At 46.6% G+C, this 15,302-nt stretch carries 14 protein-coding genes; 2 read left to right on the top strand and 12 right to left on the bottom strand.

Features of this window, described 5'->3' with window-relative positions:
* Positions 1–217: 217 nt before the first annotated feature.
* The 7 genes from pnpS to ABU165_RS00890 all read right to left on the bottom strand — a co-directional run bounded on the left by pnpS (position 218) and on the right by ABU165_RS00890 (position 8,022).
* Complete coding sequence (pnpS, locus tag ABU165_RS00920) at positions 218–1,981, bottom strand: two-component system histidine kinase PnpS (protein WP_009791364.1); 1,764 nt, start codon at positions 1,979–1,981, stop codon at positions 218–220.
* Positions 1,981–2,694, bottom strand: coding sequence for a response regulator transcription factor (locus tag ABU165_RS00915; protein ID WP_009791363.1), 714 nt, complete (start codon positions 2,692–2,694; stop codon positions 1,981–1,983). The genes pnpS and ABU165_RS00915 overlap by 1 nt, the downstream gene beginning before the upstream one ends.
* A 221-nt stretch (positions 2,695–2,915) precedes the next feature.
* Complete coding sequence (locus tag ABU165_RS00910; protein ID WP_094766914.1) at positions 2,916–3,392, bottom strand: MaoC family dehydratase; 477 nt, start codon at positions 3,390–3,392, stop codon at positions 2,916–2,918.
* A gap of 106 nt (positions 3,393–3,498) precedes the next feature.
* Complete coding sequence (mdh, locus tag ABU165_RS00905; protein ID WP_318059600.1) at positions 3,499–4,437, bottom strand: malate dehydrogenase; 939 nt, start codon at positions 4,435–4,437, stop codon at positions 3,499–3,501.
* Positions 4,438–4,566: 129 nt separating this feature from the next.
* Positions 4,567–5,835: an NADP-dependent isocitrate dehydrogenase gene (gene icd / locus ABU165_RS00900; RefSeq protein ID WP_224951650.1), complete on the bottom strand. Its 1,269-nt coding sequence runs from the start codon at positions 5,833–5,835 to the stop codon at positions 4,567–4,569.
* A gap of 240 nt (positions 5,836–6,075) precedes the next feature.
* Positions 6,076–7,194 (bottom strand): citrate synthase, encoded by a 1,119-nt coding sequence (citZ, locus tag ABU165_RS00895; RefSeq protein ID WP_009791359.1) that lies wholly within the window; start codon positions 7,192–7,194, stop codon positions 6,076–6,078.
* Between the two features lie 369 nt (positions 7,195–7,563).
* Positions 7,564–8,022 (bottom strand): DUF441 domain-containing protein, encoded by a 459-nt coding sequence (locus ABU165_RS00890; RefSeq protein WP_009791357.1) that lies wholly within the window; start codon positions 8,020–8,022, stop codon positions 7,564–7,566.
* A 384-nt stretch (positions 8,023–8,406) separates the two neighbouring features.
* On the opposite strand from ABU165_RS00890, the gene ytvI reads away from it, so the two are divergent.
* Positions 8,407–9,534 carry a sporulation integral membrane protein YtvI gene (gene ytvI, locus ABU165_RS00885; protein ID WP_009791355.1) on the top strand — a complete coding sequence of 376 codons (1,128 nt, stop codon included), beginning with the start codon at positions 8,407–8,409 and terminating at the stop codon, positions 9,532–9,534.
* Positions 9,535–9,614: 80 nt separating this feature from the next.
* Here the strand turns inward: ytvI and ABU165_RS00880 are convergent, their stop codons facing one another.
* The gene (locus ABU165_RS00880) at positions 9,615–10,001 is read right to left on the bottom strand and encodes an FxsA family protein (RefSeq protein ID WP_022544267.1); all 387 of its coding nucleotides are present in this window, start codon (positions 9,999–10,001) and stop codon (positions 9,615–9,617) included.
* 36 nt (positions 10,002–10,037) lie between these two features.
* Between ABU165_RS00880 and ABU165_RS00875 the strand changes: the two genes are divergently transcribed.
* A complete protein-coding gene (locus ABU165_RS00875) occupies positions 10,038–10,214 on the top strand; it encodes a hypothetical protein (RefSeq protein ID WP_318059601.1) in 177 nt (58 codons plus the stop codon).
* On the opposite strand, the gene pyk is transcribed toward ABU165_RS00875, so the two are convergent.
* The 4 genes from pyk to accD form a co-directional block, all read right to left on the bottom strand.
* Positions 10,187–11,947: a pyruvate kinase gene (pyk, locus tag ABU165_RS00870; RefSeq protein ID WP_009791352.1), complete on the bottom strand. Its 1,761-nt coding sequence runs from the start codon at positions 11,945–11,947 to the stop codon at positions 10,187–10,189. The two genes, ABU165_RS00875 and pyk, sit on opposite strands and share 28 nt — an antisense overlap.
* A gap of 173 nt (positions 11,948–12,120) precedes the next feature.
* Positions 12,121–13,080: a 6-phosphofructokinase gene (gene pfkA, locus ABU165_RS00865; RefSeq protein ID WP_318059636.1), complete on the bottom strand. Its 960-nt coding sequence runs from the start codon at positions 13,078–13,080 to the stop codon at positions 12,121–12,123.
* Positions 13,081–13,350: 270 nt separating this feature from the next.
* Positions 13,351–14,328: an acetyl-CoA carboxylase carboxyl transferase subunit alpha gene (gene accA, locus ABU165_RS00860; RefSeq protein WP_094766911.1), complete on the bottom strand. Its 978-nt coding sequence runs from the start codon at positions 14,326–14,328 to the stop codon at positions 13,351–13,353.
* Complete coding sequence (gene accD / locus ABU165_RS00855) at positions 14,322–15,188, bottom strand: acetyl-CoA carboxylase, carboxyltransferase subunit beta (protein WP_009791348.1); 867 nt, start codon at positions 15,186–15,188, stop codon at positions 14,322–14,324. Before accD ends, accA begins: the two co-directional genes overlap by 7 nt.
* Positions 15,189–15,302 lie beyond the last annotated feature (114 nt).

The raw sequence follows: 15,302 nt of genomic DNA, 5'->3' as shown, positions 1-15,302 counted from the left end.
TCTCTGCCTCTTAATACGGCTGTATAACAGAAAGGTTTCAATATGATTACAAAAAAGCTGAATAAATGGCGAAAGACGAAAGCGGGGTCTGCTTTCGTCTTTCTGGTTTGGCTCCTTGGATGAAGGGGTTTTTCATAAATGATTGTATCAATGGAATATTAAGGCACAATAAACACCATGTAAAGAATGTGTAAACTTAAATCCATATGTACGCATTTTATGAAATTTCCCTGTGCAGCTGCACTTTAAAAGTTGTCCCCTTCCCCACTTCACTTTCAACCGTAATGCTGCCTTTGTGGGCCTCAACGAGATGCTTAACGATTGCAAGGCCAAGGCCAGTGCCTCCGGAATTCCTGCTCCTTGCTTTGTCGATCCTGTAGAACCGTTCAAAGATCCGGGGAATTTCATCCTGGTCAATTCCCATGCCTGTATCCTTAACCTCAACCTGGACCTTATCTTCCTTTTCCTCCAGCGATACGGATATTTTTCCGCCCTGCGGAGTATAAGTAATGGCATTGGTCAGCAGGTTGATGAACACCTGCTTCAGACGGTGAGGATCTCCCTTGATCCACCCATTTCCCGATTGATCTGAATACTCTATATCAATAGCCTTATCCTTTGCTTTTCCATTCAGTATCGCCAGGCATTCGCCAAGCAGGCTGGAAAGATCCATCTCCTGGACAGAAAGCCTGAACCCCTGCTGTTCTGTTTTGGAGAGATCCAGCAGATCCTGGATGAGCGACTGGAGGCGGTCGCTTTCTTTCAATATTATGTCCAGGAAAGCCGATAACGCTGCTTGATCATGCATAGCACCGTCAAGCAGTGTTTCTGAAAAACCTTTAATAGAGGTGATCGGTGTCTTCAGCTCATGAGAAACATTAGCGACAAAGTCCTTTCTCATCTGTTCGAGCTTTTTTAATTCCGTTATATCATGGAAAACAAGCAGGATACCTTTCCATACATCATTCGTTCCGATGATCGGGACTCCATACACCTCAAAATGCTTGCGCTCAATTGCAACCGGGATCACCATTTGCTTTCTTGTTTTCTGTTCTGTCATGAAGATATCTTCAACCAGGTCGGTTATTTCTTTTTGTTCAATCACTTCATAATAAAGATTGCCGACATAGCCGTGAGGCTCCAGGCCGAAGATTTCATAGTATGGCTTATTCACAAGGCTGATATAGCCCCTGCTGTCAATTAAAATAAGGCCGCTCCCCATGTTTTCAATCAGGGTTCCCAGCCGGTCCTGCTGCATTTCCTGGGCCTTAACCATATCCTGCAGATTTCTGGCAAGGACATTGATCGAGGAGCTGAGCATACCGGTTTCATCTATATTATCCTCATACGTCCTTGCACGGTAATTTCCTTTTGCAAGTTCAATGGCGACGTTAGTAGCTGATTCAATTGGCTTCGTATATCTCGCAGCAATCTTTGAGCCCAGGAGGATGATGACTGCAAGTGCAAGCCCAAGGCTGACAGTCAATATCCACCAAATCTGCCTGTAGGCTTTTTTCAGCTCTGTCATCTGTGAGCTGAGAAATATATAGCCTTCATTTGCTCCATCCTGGATAATCGGCTTCCAATAATAATGCAGATCAAAGCCGCCTTCAACCTCGAAGACCTCCTCATCTCTGCCTGTTTTGCTTAGGATTCCCTGTATAATCCCTTCATGCCTGCTATCAATGCTTTCTCTTTCACCTTTGCTGTCATAACGGATGGTGCCGTCATCATTGACAATGGTGACACGGACACCCAGCATTTCCCCAAAATCGAGGATGGTTTTTTGGCTCAGCGCATCAATCCCCCCGCTGTCTTCAATATATGTAGAAAGCATCTCACTTTCCTTGATGAGCCTTTCATCGAATGACTTAAGATAATAGCTTTTAAACAGCTGGCCCAGCAGGAGGCCCAAACCTACCAAAACAGCAATGATAAGCGTGATCAGGGCAAAAAGAAGCCTTGTGCGGAATTTGGTCATCAGCCCTTCGGCTCCTCCAGTTTATAGCCCAGCCCCCTGATTGTTTTTATATAAGCCGGCTTTTTCGTATTCTCCTCAATCTTTTCCCGCAGATGGCTGACATGTACATCCACGATTCTTGTATCGCCTGCGAAATCATAATTCCATACAGCACTCAGCAGCTGGTCCCTCGTCAGCACCCTGCCTTTATTTTGGGCAAGGTAAAGCAGGAGTTCAAATTCCTTCGGTGTCAGTTCCAGCAGTTCTTCCGAGAAAAATGCCTCATAATGCTCCGGGAAGATCTTCAGCCCGCCTATCCGGATAGAATCAGAATCCTCTTCAGCCTGCTCCTGCTGCCCGGCCGTCAGCTGAGTCCTGCGCAGGATTGCTTTTACCCGGGCAACAACCTCTCTCGGGCTAAAAGGTTTTGTCATATAATCATCAGCGCCAAGCTCCAGGCCAAGCACCTTATCAAATTCATCATCCTTTGCAGTCAGCATGAGGATGGGTGTATGTATTTTTTCCTGGCGAAGCTGCTTGCAGACCTCTATGCCATTGAGCTTTGGCAGCATTAGATCCAGCACGATCAGATCCGGCCTTTCCTGCAGGGCGAAATCCTTGCCGGACTCTCCATCCATTGCAGTGATTACCTCATATCCTGCCTGTTTCAGGTTATACTCCAAAAGGGTGACAATGGATTGTTCATCATCAACTACTAGCACTTTTTTATCCATAAAGGCCTCCAATAATCTATATTACCCCTGTAAAAACCCCAAGTACCACAGCTCTATTATAATATATGGGGCCGGAGGAAAAGCAATAAGGAATATTCCGGGATAAGAAATATGATTTACAGGATGTCTCACAACCGGTGGACAGTCGGAGCATGAGATTTAAGCTAAAAAAGATTAAAAAGACCCGGAATGCTTCCATTCCGGGTCTAAATATTGTCTATTTAAAAGTTATCCAATGCGCTGCCTTCCATTCCTTCCAGGCGGTGTGGAGGGCATACAAGGAGAGAACCGCTTAATGCGAGTTCGCCTTCTTCCGTGATGGCCTCCACTTTGATTGTTACTGTATGGCTGCTTTGATTTACGTCATCCACCAAAAATAAAAATTCGATGACAGAATAATGGAACACAGGTTTATGATACTCAATCTCCTGTTTAAGAATATGAGAACCCGGACCAGGCAAATACTTGGAAACCGCCGAAGATATGATGCCATTCAGCATGATATTGGGTACTATCGGTTTTTTATAAGGCGTCTGGGAAGCATAGTCATGCTGGATATAAAGAGGATTTGCATCATTGGTCAAGCCAAGATAAAGCAGCAGATCCTTATCCTCTATTTTTTCTGTTAATGTCAGCTTTTCCCCTGCTGTTATTTCTTCAATTCTCCTGCCCAGTTTGCGCTTTTTTCCTAGAAGCAAGGAAGAGCACCTCCAATTATTGTAATCGTTTTCATTTATAAGTTTGATAATTCAGTTATTTATTTTTAAAAAAATCGGGGGTATTCCCCCCCGATCTGATTGTTTATCAAGCAAGCACATCCATCACATTTCGGACAGCTTCCGCCGATTTATCCAGCGCAGCTTTTTCTTCGTCTGTCAGTTCCAGTTCAATGATTTTTTCGATCCCGTTCGCCCCAAGAATGGTTGGAACGCCAAGATAAATGCCTTCATAACCATATTCCCCTTCAAGATAAGCAATGGAAGGCAGCACCCGCCGCTGGTCTTTAAGGATTGCTTCACACATCTCCACCAAAGAAGCAGCCGGAGCATAATAAGCGCTTCCGTTTCCAAGAAGGTTAACGATTTCTCCTCCGCCTTTGCGTGTCCGCTCAACGATTGCATCCAGGCGGTCCTTCGGAATCAATGTTTCCAGCGGAATGCCCCCTGCATAAGAATAACGGACAAGCGGCACCATGTCATCTCCATGTCCGCCAAGGACGAAGCCTGTAATATCCTTAACAGAAAGGTTAAGCTCCTGGGCGACAAAGGTGCGGAAACGCGCCGTATCAAGGATGCCTGACTGGCCTATTACCCGGTTTTTCGGGAAGCCTGACTCTGTGAAGACCGTATAGGTCATGGCATCAACCGGGTTTGTCAGGACAATGATATAGCTTTCAGGAGAATTTTTTACAATTTCCTGCGCGACGCTTTTCATGATTTTTTGGTTGGTCTGAACAAGGTCGTCGCGACTCATGCCAGGCTTGCGTGCAATTCCGGCTGTAATCACCACGATATCGGAATCCTTCGTATCTTCATAGCTGGATGTGCCTGTTATATTGGCATCAAACCCCTGTACAGGACTTGCTTCAAGCATATCAAGCGCTTTTCCTTTTGTAGGGTTTTCCATTTGAGGAATATCCACAAGGACTACATCCCCAAGCTCCTTTTGGGCAAGCAGGAAAGCTGTCGTTGCTCCGGTAAATCCTCCGCCGATTACAGAAATCTTTTTGCGTTTCAATGTCATGACATGTTCCCCCTTAAGGAATGGTTTGGTACGCAGCCTGCAGCTGGCAGGGCAGCGGCCGGATATCTCCGATTATGTAAGAGGCCGTCCTCGGATGAGAACCGGCCTCCTGAAAAGTTCCTGCTGGTTTTACTTCATGTTCTTGATCAGCTCATCGCCGAACTCAGAACATTTCACTTCTGTCGCACCGTCCATCAGACGCGCAAAGTCATAAGTCACAACTTTTGATGCAATTGTATTTTCCATGGATTTGACGATTAAGTTCGCAGCTTCAGTCCAGCCAAGATGCTCAAGCAGCAATACGCCTGACAGGATAACTGAAGATGGATTAACTTTATCAAGACCGGCATACTTAGGTGCAGTGCCGTGGGTTGCTTCAAAGATTGCATGTCCTGTTACATAGTTGATGTTTGCTCCAGGAGCGATTCCGATGCCGCCTACCTGTGCAGCCAGTGCATCAGAGATATAATCTCCGTTCAGGTTCATTGTAGCCACTACATCAAACTCGCGCGGACGTGTAAGGATCTGCTGAAGGAAGATATCGGCAATGGCATCCTTGACGATGATTTTGCCTGCAGCTTCTGCATCAGCCTGTGCATTATTGGCAGCTTCTGTCCCCTGCTCTTCTTTGATGCGGTCATACTGGGCCCAAGTGAATACTTTGTCGCCGTATTCCTTCTCAGCCAACTCATAGCCCCAGTTTTTGAATGCGCCTTCTGTGAACTTCATGATATTGCCTTTATGTACAAGCGTTACTGATTTGCGGCCTTCCTTGATGGCATAATCAATAGCTGCACGGACTAAACGGCTTGTGCCTTCTTCAGACACTGGCTTGATGCCGATTCCTGATGTCTCAGGGAAACGGATTTTATTGACGCCCATTTCGTTTTGAAGGAAAGTGATCAGCTTCTTCACTTCATCAGAGCCTTTTGCATATTCAATCCCTGCATAGATATCTTCCGTATTTTCGCGGAAAATAACCATATCAGTATCCTGAGGACGCTTGACTGGAGATGGGACACCTTCGAACCAGCGTACAGGGCGCAGGCAGACATACAGGTCAAGCTCCTGGCGAAGGGCAACGTTCAATGAACGGATCCCGCCTCCGATTGGAGTTGTCAGCGGACCTTTAATCGCAATCAGGTATTCGTTGATCTGTTCAAGCGTTTCAGATGGAAGCCATTCGCCCGTCTGGTTGAATGCCTTTTCACCTGCAAGAACCTCTTTCCAGACGATTTTGCGCTCGCCATTATAAGCTTTCTCAACTGCAGCATCCAATACTCTTGATGCTGAAGCCCAAATATCCGGTCCAGTTCCATCTCCCTCGATAAATGGGACGATAGGATTGTTAGGCACGTTTAAAGCGCCGTTCGTTACAGTAATTTTTTCACCTTGCATGGTTTCTCCCTCCAAATTCTTAAGCATAGGCCGGCACACATCACCCCGGCAGCAGAGACCAGCGGGAAAAAGCTGGCCGGAAATGCCGATCGGTGCGCGGTTTTCTCCAGGAAACGGAAGTTTAAAAGTGCAGCCTATCATTCTATCATGCTGCCATCCTATCCTCTTTAAAAAGAGGCATCCGAATTCCCTTCTTCTATTACATCAATTTTTTACTGAAAAGTAAAATTGTTTACTATATTATCCGCGTTCAGCAACCGGAACATATGTCTGCATACCCGGTCCTGTATAGTCGGCGCGCGGACGGATGAGGCGGTTGTTTTCGTATTGCTCCAGAATATGGGCAAGCCATCCGGATACGCGGCTTACGGCAAAGATCGGCGTAAACAGGTCATGGTCGATTCCCAGGCTGTGATAAACAGATGCAGAATAAAAATCAACATTCGGCGGGAGGTCTTTCTCTCCTGTCACAATGTCCTCAATCTGTGTTGACATCTGATACCAGTGCGGCTCACCAGTCAGATGAGTCAGCTTTTCAGACATTTCCCTCAGGTGTTTGGCGCGCGGATCGCCTTTACGGTATACGCGGTGGCCAAAGCCCATGATTTTTTCTTTATTGTCCAGCTTCTCGCGAATATATGAATCTACATTATTCAATTCGCCGATTTCTGTAAGCATCTTCATGACGGCTTCGTTTGCTCCTCCATGGAGAGGCCCTTTAAGAGCGCCGATGGCTGCAGTGACACCGGAATAAACGTCAGATAATGTCGCTACACAGACACGGGCAGTGAAAGTGGATGCATTCAGCTCATGGTCGGCATGCAGGACAAGCGCCTTGTTGAAAGCTTCAACTGCGATATCTTCCGGCTCGTTGCCAGTAAGCATATAAAGGAAGTTGGCAGCAAAAGTGAGATCCTTTCTAGGGGCGATCGGATCAAGCCCTTTGCGCACACGTGCAAATGCCGTAACGATCGCAGGCATTTTGGCCTGCAGGCGGACTGCTTTGCGGTAATTGGCCTCTTCATTCATTTCATCTGCTTCCTCATCATATAAGCCAAGCAGGGACACAGCTGACCTCAGCGCAGCCATAGGATGCACCTTATCAATCGGATACATTTTGAAATGTTCAAGCACTTCCTGAGGAAGTTCCATATCTTCTGCCAGCTGGTTCTTAAGCTCTTCCAATTGTTTGGCAGTCGGAAGCTTCCTGTGCCACAATAAATAGATTACCTCTTCAAAACTTGCATTTTCCGCCAGATCATCGATATTATATCCCACATAAGTGAGCGTATCATCGATGATCGAGCTGATAGAGGAAGTAGTCGCCACTACCCCTTCAAGTCCTCGTGTTGCTGTCATATGAACCTCTCCTTTACAAATTGATTTTCCCCTTGCCGGTATGCCTGTAAACATGCCGGCATGTCCAAAAATAGCACCGGTAAAAGATCATTCTGTTCAGCCCGACCGAGCCTGTTGTGTAATAGACTGCAGAGCTGATGCTGCAGGTTTTTGAACAAAGCTCCGCAAGCCTGATATATCGAGCGCTTGCTCGGAACCAGTATTAAAAAAAAGAAAATGCTTTCATTTTTTCGTTGCCGCCTTTTACTGATTCTGGCGGCAGGAAATTGTAAAAAGGTTACGCTTACAAGTCCTATTATAAACAATTATCTGATATTTGTGAATGAAAAGGCACTCGAAATGTGAAAAAATTATTATTTTTGGAGAAAACTATTTTAGAAATTCAAATAGTCTCATTGCCATGTAAGCGATTCCAGCTCCGATCAATGGCCCGACTGCAACCCCCTTAAACAGGGATACGGCCAGAATGGTCCCAAGAACAAGCGCTGCCGTAATATGCGGATCCTCGGTCAGCAGTGTCAATCCGCCTTTTGCAATCAGCGCGACTGCCATTCCCGAAATCAGGGCGATCCAGGCGTACGGCGATTTAAAAGCTGCTGTCAGTTCCTTGAAACCGATATCTCCGCTTGCAATCGGGGCCAGCACTGCGATGGTAATGACCGTGACTCCCCAATTGACTCCTTTTGACTGCAGCACGGAAAATATCTTTGAATCAGCACCAATGGCTTTTATAGCCACCAGCACCATGACAGCGAGGACAAGAGAGTTATTTTTCGCAGCCAGCCCGATGGCCAGCAGCAGGATCAAAAAAATAAGCGACTGAGACATATTATTCTTCCTTCCTTCATACTTTCATTATTTTAACATAATATAATTAAGGTTTTTTATTGATTTGCCTGACAATGCGCACATGCTGCCACATTGCTTTTCAGTCTGGTCTTCCTCCTGATTCTGATGCTATTGGAGCTGCTTAATCGCTTTTTTCTTTTGAAACATATGCAGCAGGACAATGGACCGTCTTCAACGAATATGTCACTATATGCTGGTCCTGGCTGCTTTAGCGCCTGCACCAAAAAATCATCTTTTTTCCGGCAGTGCCGAATCTTATTCCAGCGGGGAACGTAAATATGAAGTGATGCCTGCTGAGCAGTGCAGTACGGCAGAGGGCAGCACCCGGCGCAAATTTGAATATCCCAAGGAGGAAAAACGGTTTTGAATACTGTTTATCTGAATCGATCCCTGAGATTTATTGTAGTTATTGGAGCAGTCCTCCTGCTCCTGGCTGGTTTATTTTATGTTTCAAAGGTAACCTATCCGTTTATAATCGGATTCGCCATTGCGTTTCTGATGAATCCGCTTGTCAATTTCCTCGTCAGGAAAGGGAGGATGCCAAGGGCTCTCGCCGTTCTTATCAGCCTGATTCTTATTTTTGCCTTTTTTGCCGGTCTTATTACTCTGCTGATTGCCGAGATCGTCTCTGGTGCAGACTACCTGGCACAGGTGGTCCCGAATCATCTTGAAACGCTGATTACATATGCCGAAGACTTTTTTGCAGGACAGCTGATCCCGCTTTACAATCAGCTCACCAGTATGTTCAACAGCCTGGATACGGGACAAAAGGATACCATCCTCGCCAATATCCAAAATGTAGGCTCCAGATTCGGAGCGACCGCAGGATCTTTTATACAATCGTTTTTTGAAAAAATCCCAAATATCCTTTCCTGGTTCCCTAATGCTGCAACCGTCGTGATTTTTTCCCTTCTGGCCACTTTTTTCATCAGCAAAGACTGGTACAGGCTTTCCATCCTGGGGAACAGGCTGCTCCCTGAAAAAGCAAAAGCCAGCAGCGCAACAGTTTTCACCGATCTGAAAAAGGCCTTATTCGGGTTTGTCAAAGCACAGGCTACCCTGGTCTCTATCACTGCTATCATCATATTAATCGGGCTGCTCATCCTTCGTGTAGATTATGCCATCACGATTGCCCTCGTTACAGGGATCGTTGACATCATCCCTTACCTGGGCACAGGCCTGATCTTTGTCCCTTGGATTATTTACGAGGCCATTGCAGGAGAAATGAGCACCGCAGTCGGACTGGGAGTCCTATATGTCATCGTCCTTGTACAAAGGCAGATCATGGAGCCGAAGGTGCTTTCCTCCAGCATAGGCATGGATCCGCTCGCTACCCTGGTTGCTTTGTTTGTCGGCTTTAAGACAATCGGTTTTCTTGGCCTCATTGCCGGCCCTGTAGTCCTTGTCATTATCACGACCCTCCATAAGGCAGGCGTGTTCAGGGATTTATGGCTTTACATTAAAGGTAATGACAGAAGAAAGCCTGTATGAACAGGCAATGAAAAGAAGAAAGTCTGCCATGCAGGAAGCGGGGGAATAAGGAACCCGCTGCTCCAGGGCAGACTTTCTTTCTATCTGATAATCTTAATGTTTCCTCTTTGAATCCTGCTCCTGAAAATTTTCATCAGGATATTTTTGAAGAATATCCTTGAAGGGGGCAGCAGCAGAAGGAATCCAGTTATATCTGTAATAAACCCGGGCGTCAAGAGCAGCGTGCCGCCGACTAGGATGCAGATGCCATCCAGGACAGCATCTCCCGGAAGCTGGCCGCGGCCGAGCTGTTCCTGTACCCTGCGGATTGTCTCAAGCCCCTGCTTCTTTGCCAGGTAAGCACCCAGCAGGCCTGTACAAATGATGAGCAGGATGGTCAGCCATACACCGATGACCTTTCCTGACAGCAGAAGAACTCCTATTTCAGCTGCCGGGATGACGATCAACAGCAGAAGAATATAGCGCATTTCTTTTCCTCCAGTCTTGAACAGGTGATGGATTACATGCCAGAAGACATTTTTTCTAAAATACCTGCCTGTCCCTATTATAAAACTGTATGGCTTAAAAGACCAATTATGCAGGAACAGCACATCATAAAATTAATTTTTGACAAAAAAGAAGAAGGGAGAAAAAACCCTTCTTCTTTTCTTAATTACAGGACGCTTGCATGTCCATTATAGATGATGCCTCTGCGCGAATCGACTGTGATTTCCTGGCCATCCTTGAAAATGGAAGTAGCGTTTTCCGCACCCACGATAACAGGAATTCCAAGATTAAGGCCGACAACAGCTGCATGGCTTGTTAATCCGCCCTCTTCCGTGATCAAGGCACTGCATTTTTCAATGGCAGGAACCATATCACGGTCAGAGCCGACTGTGACAAGAATGGAACCTTGCGTGACCTTTTCAATCGCTTCCTTTGCATCCTTTGCGACAACCACTTTCCCGAACGCTGATTTGCGGCCGATGCCCTGTGCTCTCAGTGCTGCATCGCCAATCACGTGAATCTTCATCAGATTCGTTGTTCCTGCCTCGCCAACAGGGACGCCTGCAGTGATGACAACCAGGTCGCCTGAACCGACTAGTCCGCTGTTCATGCTTTCCTGTACAGCTGAATCGAGCATATCATCCGTCGTTGAAGCTTCCTGTCCGACCTGAGGATATACACCCCAAACCAATGAAAGGCGGCGTGTAACAGATTCTTGGGAAGTTACCGCAACAATCGGTGCCTTTGGACGATATTTTGAAATCATCCTTGCTGTATGGCCGCTTTCCGTTGGAGTGATGATTGCATTAACATCGAGATTCAAAGCAGTATGTGCCACAGACTGGCCGATCGCATCTGTGATATTATGTTCGTTATCCTTGCTGCGGTTAGAAAGGATTTCTTTATGATCAAGCGCTGATTCTGCACGGGAAGCGATGTTATGCATCGTCTGCACTGCTTCTACCGGGTATGTGCCTGCTGCTGTTTCGCCGGATAGCATGATGGCATCTGTGCCGTCAAAGATCGCATTGGCCACATCGCTTGCTTCTGCACGCGTCGGGCGCGGATTGCGCTGCATGGAATCAAGCATCTGTGTAGCGGTAATAACAGGCTTGCCTTGAATATTGCACTTTTTGATCAGGCTTTTTTGCACAAGAGGAACCTCTTCTGCAGGGATTTCAACACCAAGGTCGCCGCGGGCTACCATCAGACCGTCAGATACTTCAAGGATTTCATCGATGTTGTCGACGCCTTCCTGGTTTTCGATCTTAGGTATGATTTGGATATGTGAAGCATTATTATCTTCAAGCAGCTGCCTGATTTCAAGAACATCCGAAGCACGGCGCACGAATGATGCAGCAATGAAGTCTACTCCCTGCTCAATTCCAAAAAGGATATCATTCGCATCCTTCTCTGTAATTCCTGGAAGTTTTACAGAAACGCCTGGAACGTTAACGCCTTTTTTATTTTTCAAAGTTCCGCTGTTGAGGATCTTTGTATGGATTTCACTGTTGGCCTTATCAATCTTTGTTACTTCTAATCCGATCAGGCCGTCATCCAGCAGGATTTTTGAACCAGTATGGACATCGTCAATCAGTCCAGCGTATGTAACTGAAAATTTATCGGCATTCCCCAGAACTTCATTCATTGAAACAATGATATTGTTTCCGGCTTCCAGCTCGACTGCCCCGTTTTCCATATTGTTTGTACGGATTTCAGGTCCTTTTGTATCAAGCAGGATTGCGACCGTCTTGCCAGTGCTTTTAGAAGCCTCGCGGATGTTTTTGATCCTTGCTCCATGTTCTTCAAAATCTCCGTGGGAAAAATTCAGACGGGAAACGTTCATTCCAGCTTCAATCAGCTGTGTCAATTTCTCAATACTTTCACTGGCAGGGCCAATCGTACAAACGATTTTCGTTTTGCGCATATTTCACAAACCTCCTGATATATTTGCACAGTCAGATTCCTCCTACTGTACCTGTGCTTGCTTCTGCAAGCCATTGCGTTCAAAATCCAGGGCGTTCCGGCTCCTTAATCCGATCATGAGCCGGCCCTGATGAAAAGGCGGGGAGGCTTCCTCGCAAGCCTCCGCCATTTTCTTTAAATGGAAAGCTCCTGTGACAGTTTGTACAAGTCAAGGTCAACAGTGTGCTTTCTGCCCAATGCTTCAATAATATCATAATCAACCAATTTATTCTGCTCCATGCCTACTGCACGGCCGCCTTTGCCATCCAGCAGCAATTCCACAGCACGGGCGCCGAGCCTGCTTGCCAGCACACGGTCAAAAGCAGTCGGAGATCCGCCGCGCTGGATATGGCCCAGTGTTGAAATCCGGTTATCAGTGCCGGTGGCTTCTTTCAGCTGCTTTCCGAACTCATGGCCGCTGCATACACCTTCAGCAACCACGATGATACTGTGCTTCTTGCCGCGTTCATTCCCTTTTTGCAGACGATCTGCAATATCATTCATATCGTAATTTTCTTCTGGGATCAGAATGGTTTCTGCTCCGCCTGCAAGGCCAGCCCAAAGGGCGATATCTCCTGCATTCCGGCCCATAACCTCAATGATGAAGGTTCTTTCATGAGATGTAGCTGTATCGCGGATTTTGTCGATCGCATCAATAACTGTATTCAAAGCCGTGTCAAAGCCGATTGTATATTCTGTACCAGGGATATCATTGTCGATTGTGCCCGGCACCCCTACACAAGGATATCCTTGCTCAGTCAGGGCTTTGGCGCCCATGTAGGAGCCATCCCCGCCGATTACGACAAGGCCGTCAATGCCATGCTTTTTGAGCTGATCGATCCCCTTTTGCTGTCCTTCTTTTGTCTTGAACTCTTCGCATCTTGCTGAATAAAGCATTGTGCCGCCGCGGTGAATAATATCGCCGACTGAACCAAGCTCCAGTTTCTTGATATTTCCGCTGATCAAGCCTGCATATCCGCCGAAAACGCCATATACTTCAATTTCATGGAAGATCGCCTTTCGGACTACGGCACGCACAGCTGCATTCATTCCGGGAGCGTCCCCTCCGCTTGTTAATACGCCAATTCGTTTCAACATAATCACCTCATTAATTGTCAATAGCAATAAACTATGTAAATGGATAAAATAGGAAAGATCTATATTTGAGAGGATAGTTCATACCCTCTTATTATAAACATAATAGCAGGGAATATTTCTAAAATACCATGAAGAATGGTCTATCTCAACTTAATCCTGCACGAAACAGCAAAAGACGGAATTATCGCTAAAATGAAAGCGTTTAACCTTTAGCCTGACGACTTTTCCCATTTGGAGTAAAAGAAAAACGTGCTGGAAGCACGTTTTTTAATTTACCCCAATATAGTCATTCAAAAACGAGTATTCACCGATCGACTTATATTTTTCATATCTTTGGCTGACAAGCTGCTCCACCGGCAAGCCTTTCAACTCCTTCAGTGCCGAGTACAAGATGCTTTCGATTTCGAAGGCCTGTCCTCTCGCATCTTTATGAGCTCCCCCTTTGATTTCCGGGATCACTTCGTCTACAACTCCAAGCTCTTTCAGATCCGGAGCGGTGATCTTCATTGACTCTGCCGCCCTTTTCGCCTGGGCTGCATCTTTCCAGAGAATTGCTGCTGCCCCTTCTGGTGAGATGACGGAGTAGGTGGAGTTTTCAAGCATCATAATGCGGTCCCCGACTCCCAATGCCAGGGCGCCTCCGCTGCCGCCTTCACCGATGACGACACAAAGGACGGGCACCGTGAGGCCAGCCATTTCAAATAGATTTCGGGCAATGGCTTCGCTCTGTCCCCGCTCTTCTGCTGCCTTCCCGGGATAAGCGCCTTTCGTGTCAATGAAGCAAATGACAGGACGGCCAAACTTCTCCGCCTGCTTCATCAAACGGAGTGCCTTGCGGTATCCTTCAGGATGAGGCATCCCGAAATTCCTGCGTATATTTTCCTTGGTATCCTTGCCGCGCTGCTGGCCGATTACCGTGACAGGAAGTCCCCTGAACTTTGCAATACCTCCAACAATGGCTTCATCATCCCCAAAGGCCCTGTCTCCATGGCACTCAAAAAAGTCAGTAAAGATGTGGGATATATAATCAAGCGTCGTTGGCCGGGAAGGATGGCGTGCAATCTGCACCCTGTCCCAAGGCTTCAGATTCTCATAAATATCCTTCTCCAGCTTCTCAAGGCGGTTCTCAAGCTTGGTTATTTCGGCAGAAAGGTCGACTTCTGCATCTTTTGTAAAATCCTTCAGCTCGGCAATTTTCTTTTTCAGTTCGACGACCGGCTTTTCAAATTCAAGTTCTCCTACCATTCGAAGTCACCTCCTTGATGAATGCTGAGTATGTTGGCTACTTTCTCCTTCAGCTCCGTCCTTGAAACCACTGCATCAAGCTGGCCATGCTTAAGCAGGAATTCAGACGTCTGAAAATCTTCAGGCAGTTCTTCCCTTATCGTCTGTTCAATGATCCTCCTGCCCGCAAAGCCGATCAGTGCTCCAGGCTCTGCCAAATTGTAATCCCCCAGTGAGGCAAAGCTTGCTGAAACGCCTCCTGTAGTAGGATGGGTCATGATCGAGATAATCAGGCCGCCATTATCGCTGAAGCGTTTCAGCGCAACGCTGGTCTTGGCCATCTGCATAAGGCTGAGTACCCCTTCCTGCATCCTTGCCCCGCCGGAAGCAGTGAAAATGATGAACGGAACAGCCAGCTCATCCGCTTTTTCAATTGCCCGGGTGATCTTCTCCCCGACTACAGATCCCATGCTTCCCATCCGGAAAGTCGAATCCATTACAGCCACAGAAACTTTCATGCCTTCTACTTCACCAGTCCCCGTTACGACAGCCTCATTGATGCCTGTCTTTTTGCGGTCTTTCTCCAGCTTCTCTACATAATCCGGAAAGCCAAGCGGATTTTCAGAAATCATATTAGCATTAAGCTCTTCAAAAGTATGCGGATCGAGGAAGCTGTTAAGCCGCTCACGGGAATTCATGGAATGATGGTGCTGGCAATGGAAGCACACTTTTAAATTTTTGGACAGCTCTTTCGTATACATGATCTTTTTGCAATTAGGACATTTCGTCATAATTCCCTCTGGAACATCATGCTTTGCGGTTTCCGAAGGTATGGTTGCATATTTCTTCTTTTTTGGTTTACTGAATATATCTTTAAGCAAGGTGAACCTCCCCCATTCGTTACATAAGCAATTAATATCAGGCAAATGCCTCAGGAACTATCAGCCCCAATATACTTAAATACTGCTTAAGATCCAGTGGTCAGACCACCGATC

The sequence above is a fragment of the Cytobacillus sp. T106 genome, assembly GCF_040492155.1.
GTDB classification, from domain to species: Bacteria; Bacillota; Bacilli; order Bacillales; family Cytobacillaceae; genus Bacillus_AB; species Bacillus_AB infantis.
This window is presented reverse-complemented; position numbering and strand designations above follow the sequence as displayed.

Bases quoted from the DNA above. Each gene is read 5' to 3' on its own strand.
- pnpS (WP_009791364.1), bottom strand. From the start codon at position 1,981: ATGACCAAATTCCGCACAAGGCTTCTTTTTGCCCTGATCACGCTTATC.
- ABU165_RS00915 (WP_009791363.1), bottom strand. From the start codon at position 2,694: ATGGATAAAAAAGTGCTAGTAGTTGATGATGAACAATCCATTGTCACC.
- mdh (WP_318059600.1), bottom strand. From the start codon at position 4,437: ATGACATTGAAACGCAAAAAGATTTCTGTAATCGGCGGAGGATTTACC.
- icd (WP_224951650.1), bottom strand. From the start codon at position 5,835: ATGCAAGGTGAAAAAATTACTGTAACGAACGGCGCTTTAAACGTGCCT.
- citZ (WP_009791359.1), bottom strand. From the start codon at position 7,194: ATGACAGCAACACGAGGACTTGAAGGGGTAGTGGCGACTACTTCCTCT.
- ABU165_RS00890 (WP_009791357.1), bottom strand. From the start codon at position 8,022: ATGTCTCAGTCGCTTATTTTTTTGATCCTGCTGCTGGCCATCGGGCTG.
- ABU165_RS00880 (WP_022544267.1), bottom strand. From the start codon at position 10,001: ATGCGCTATATTCTTCTGCTGTTGATCGTCATCCCGGCAGCTGAAATA.
- ABU165_RS00875 (WP_318059601.1), top strand. From the start codon at position 10,038: ATGCCAGAAGACATTTTTTCTAAAATACCTGCCTGTCCCTATTATAAA.
- pyk (WP_009791352.1), bottom strand. From the start codon at position 11,947: ATGCGCAAAACGAAAATCGTTTGTACGATTGGCCCTGCCAGTGAAAGT.
- accA (WP_094766911.1), bottom strand. From the start codon at position 14,328: ATGGTAGGAGAACTTGAATTTGAAAAGCCGGTCGTCGAACTGAAAAAG.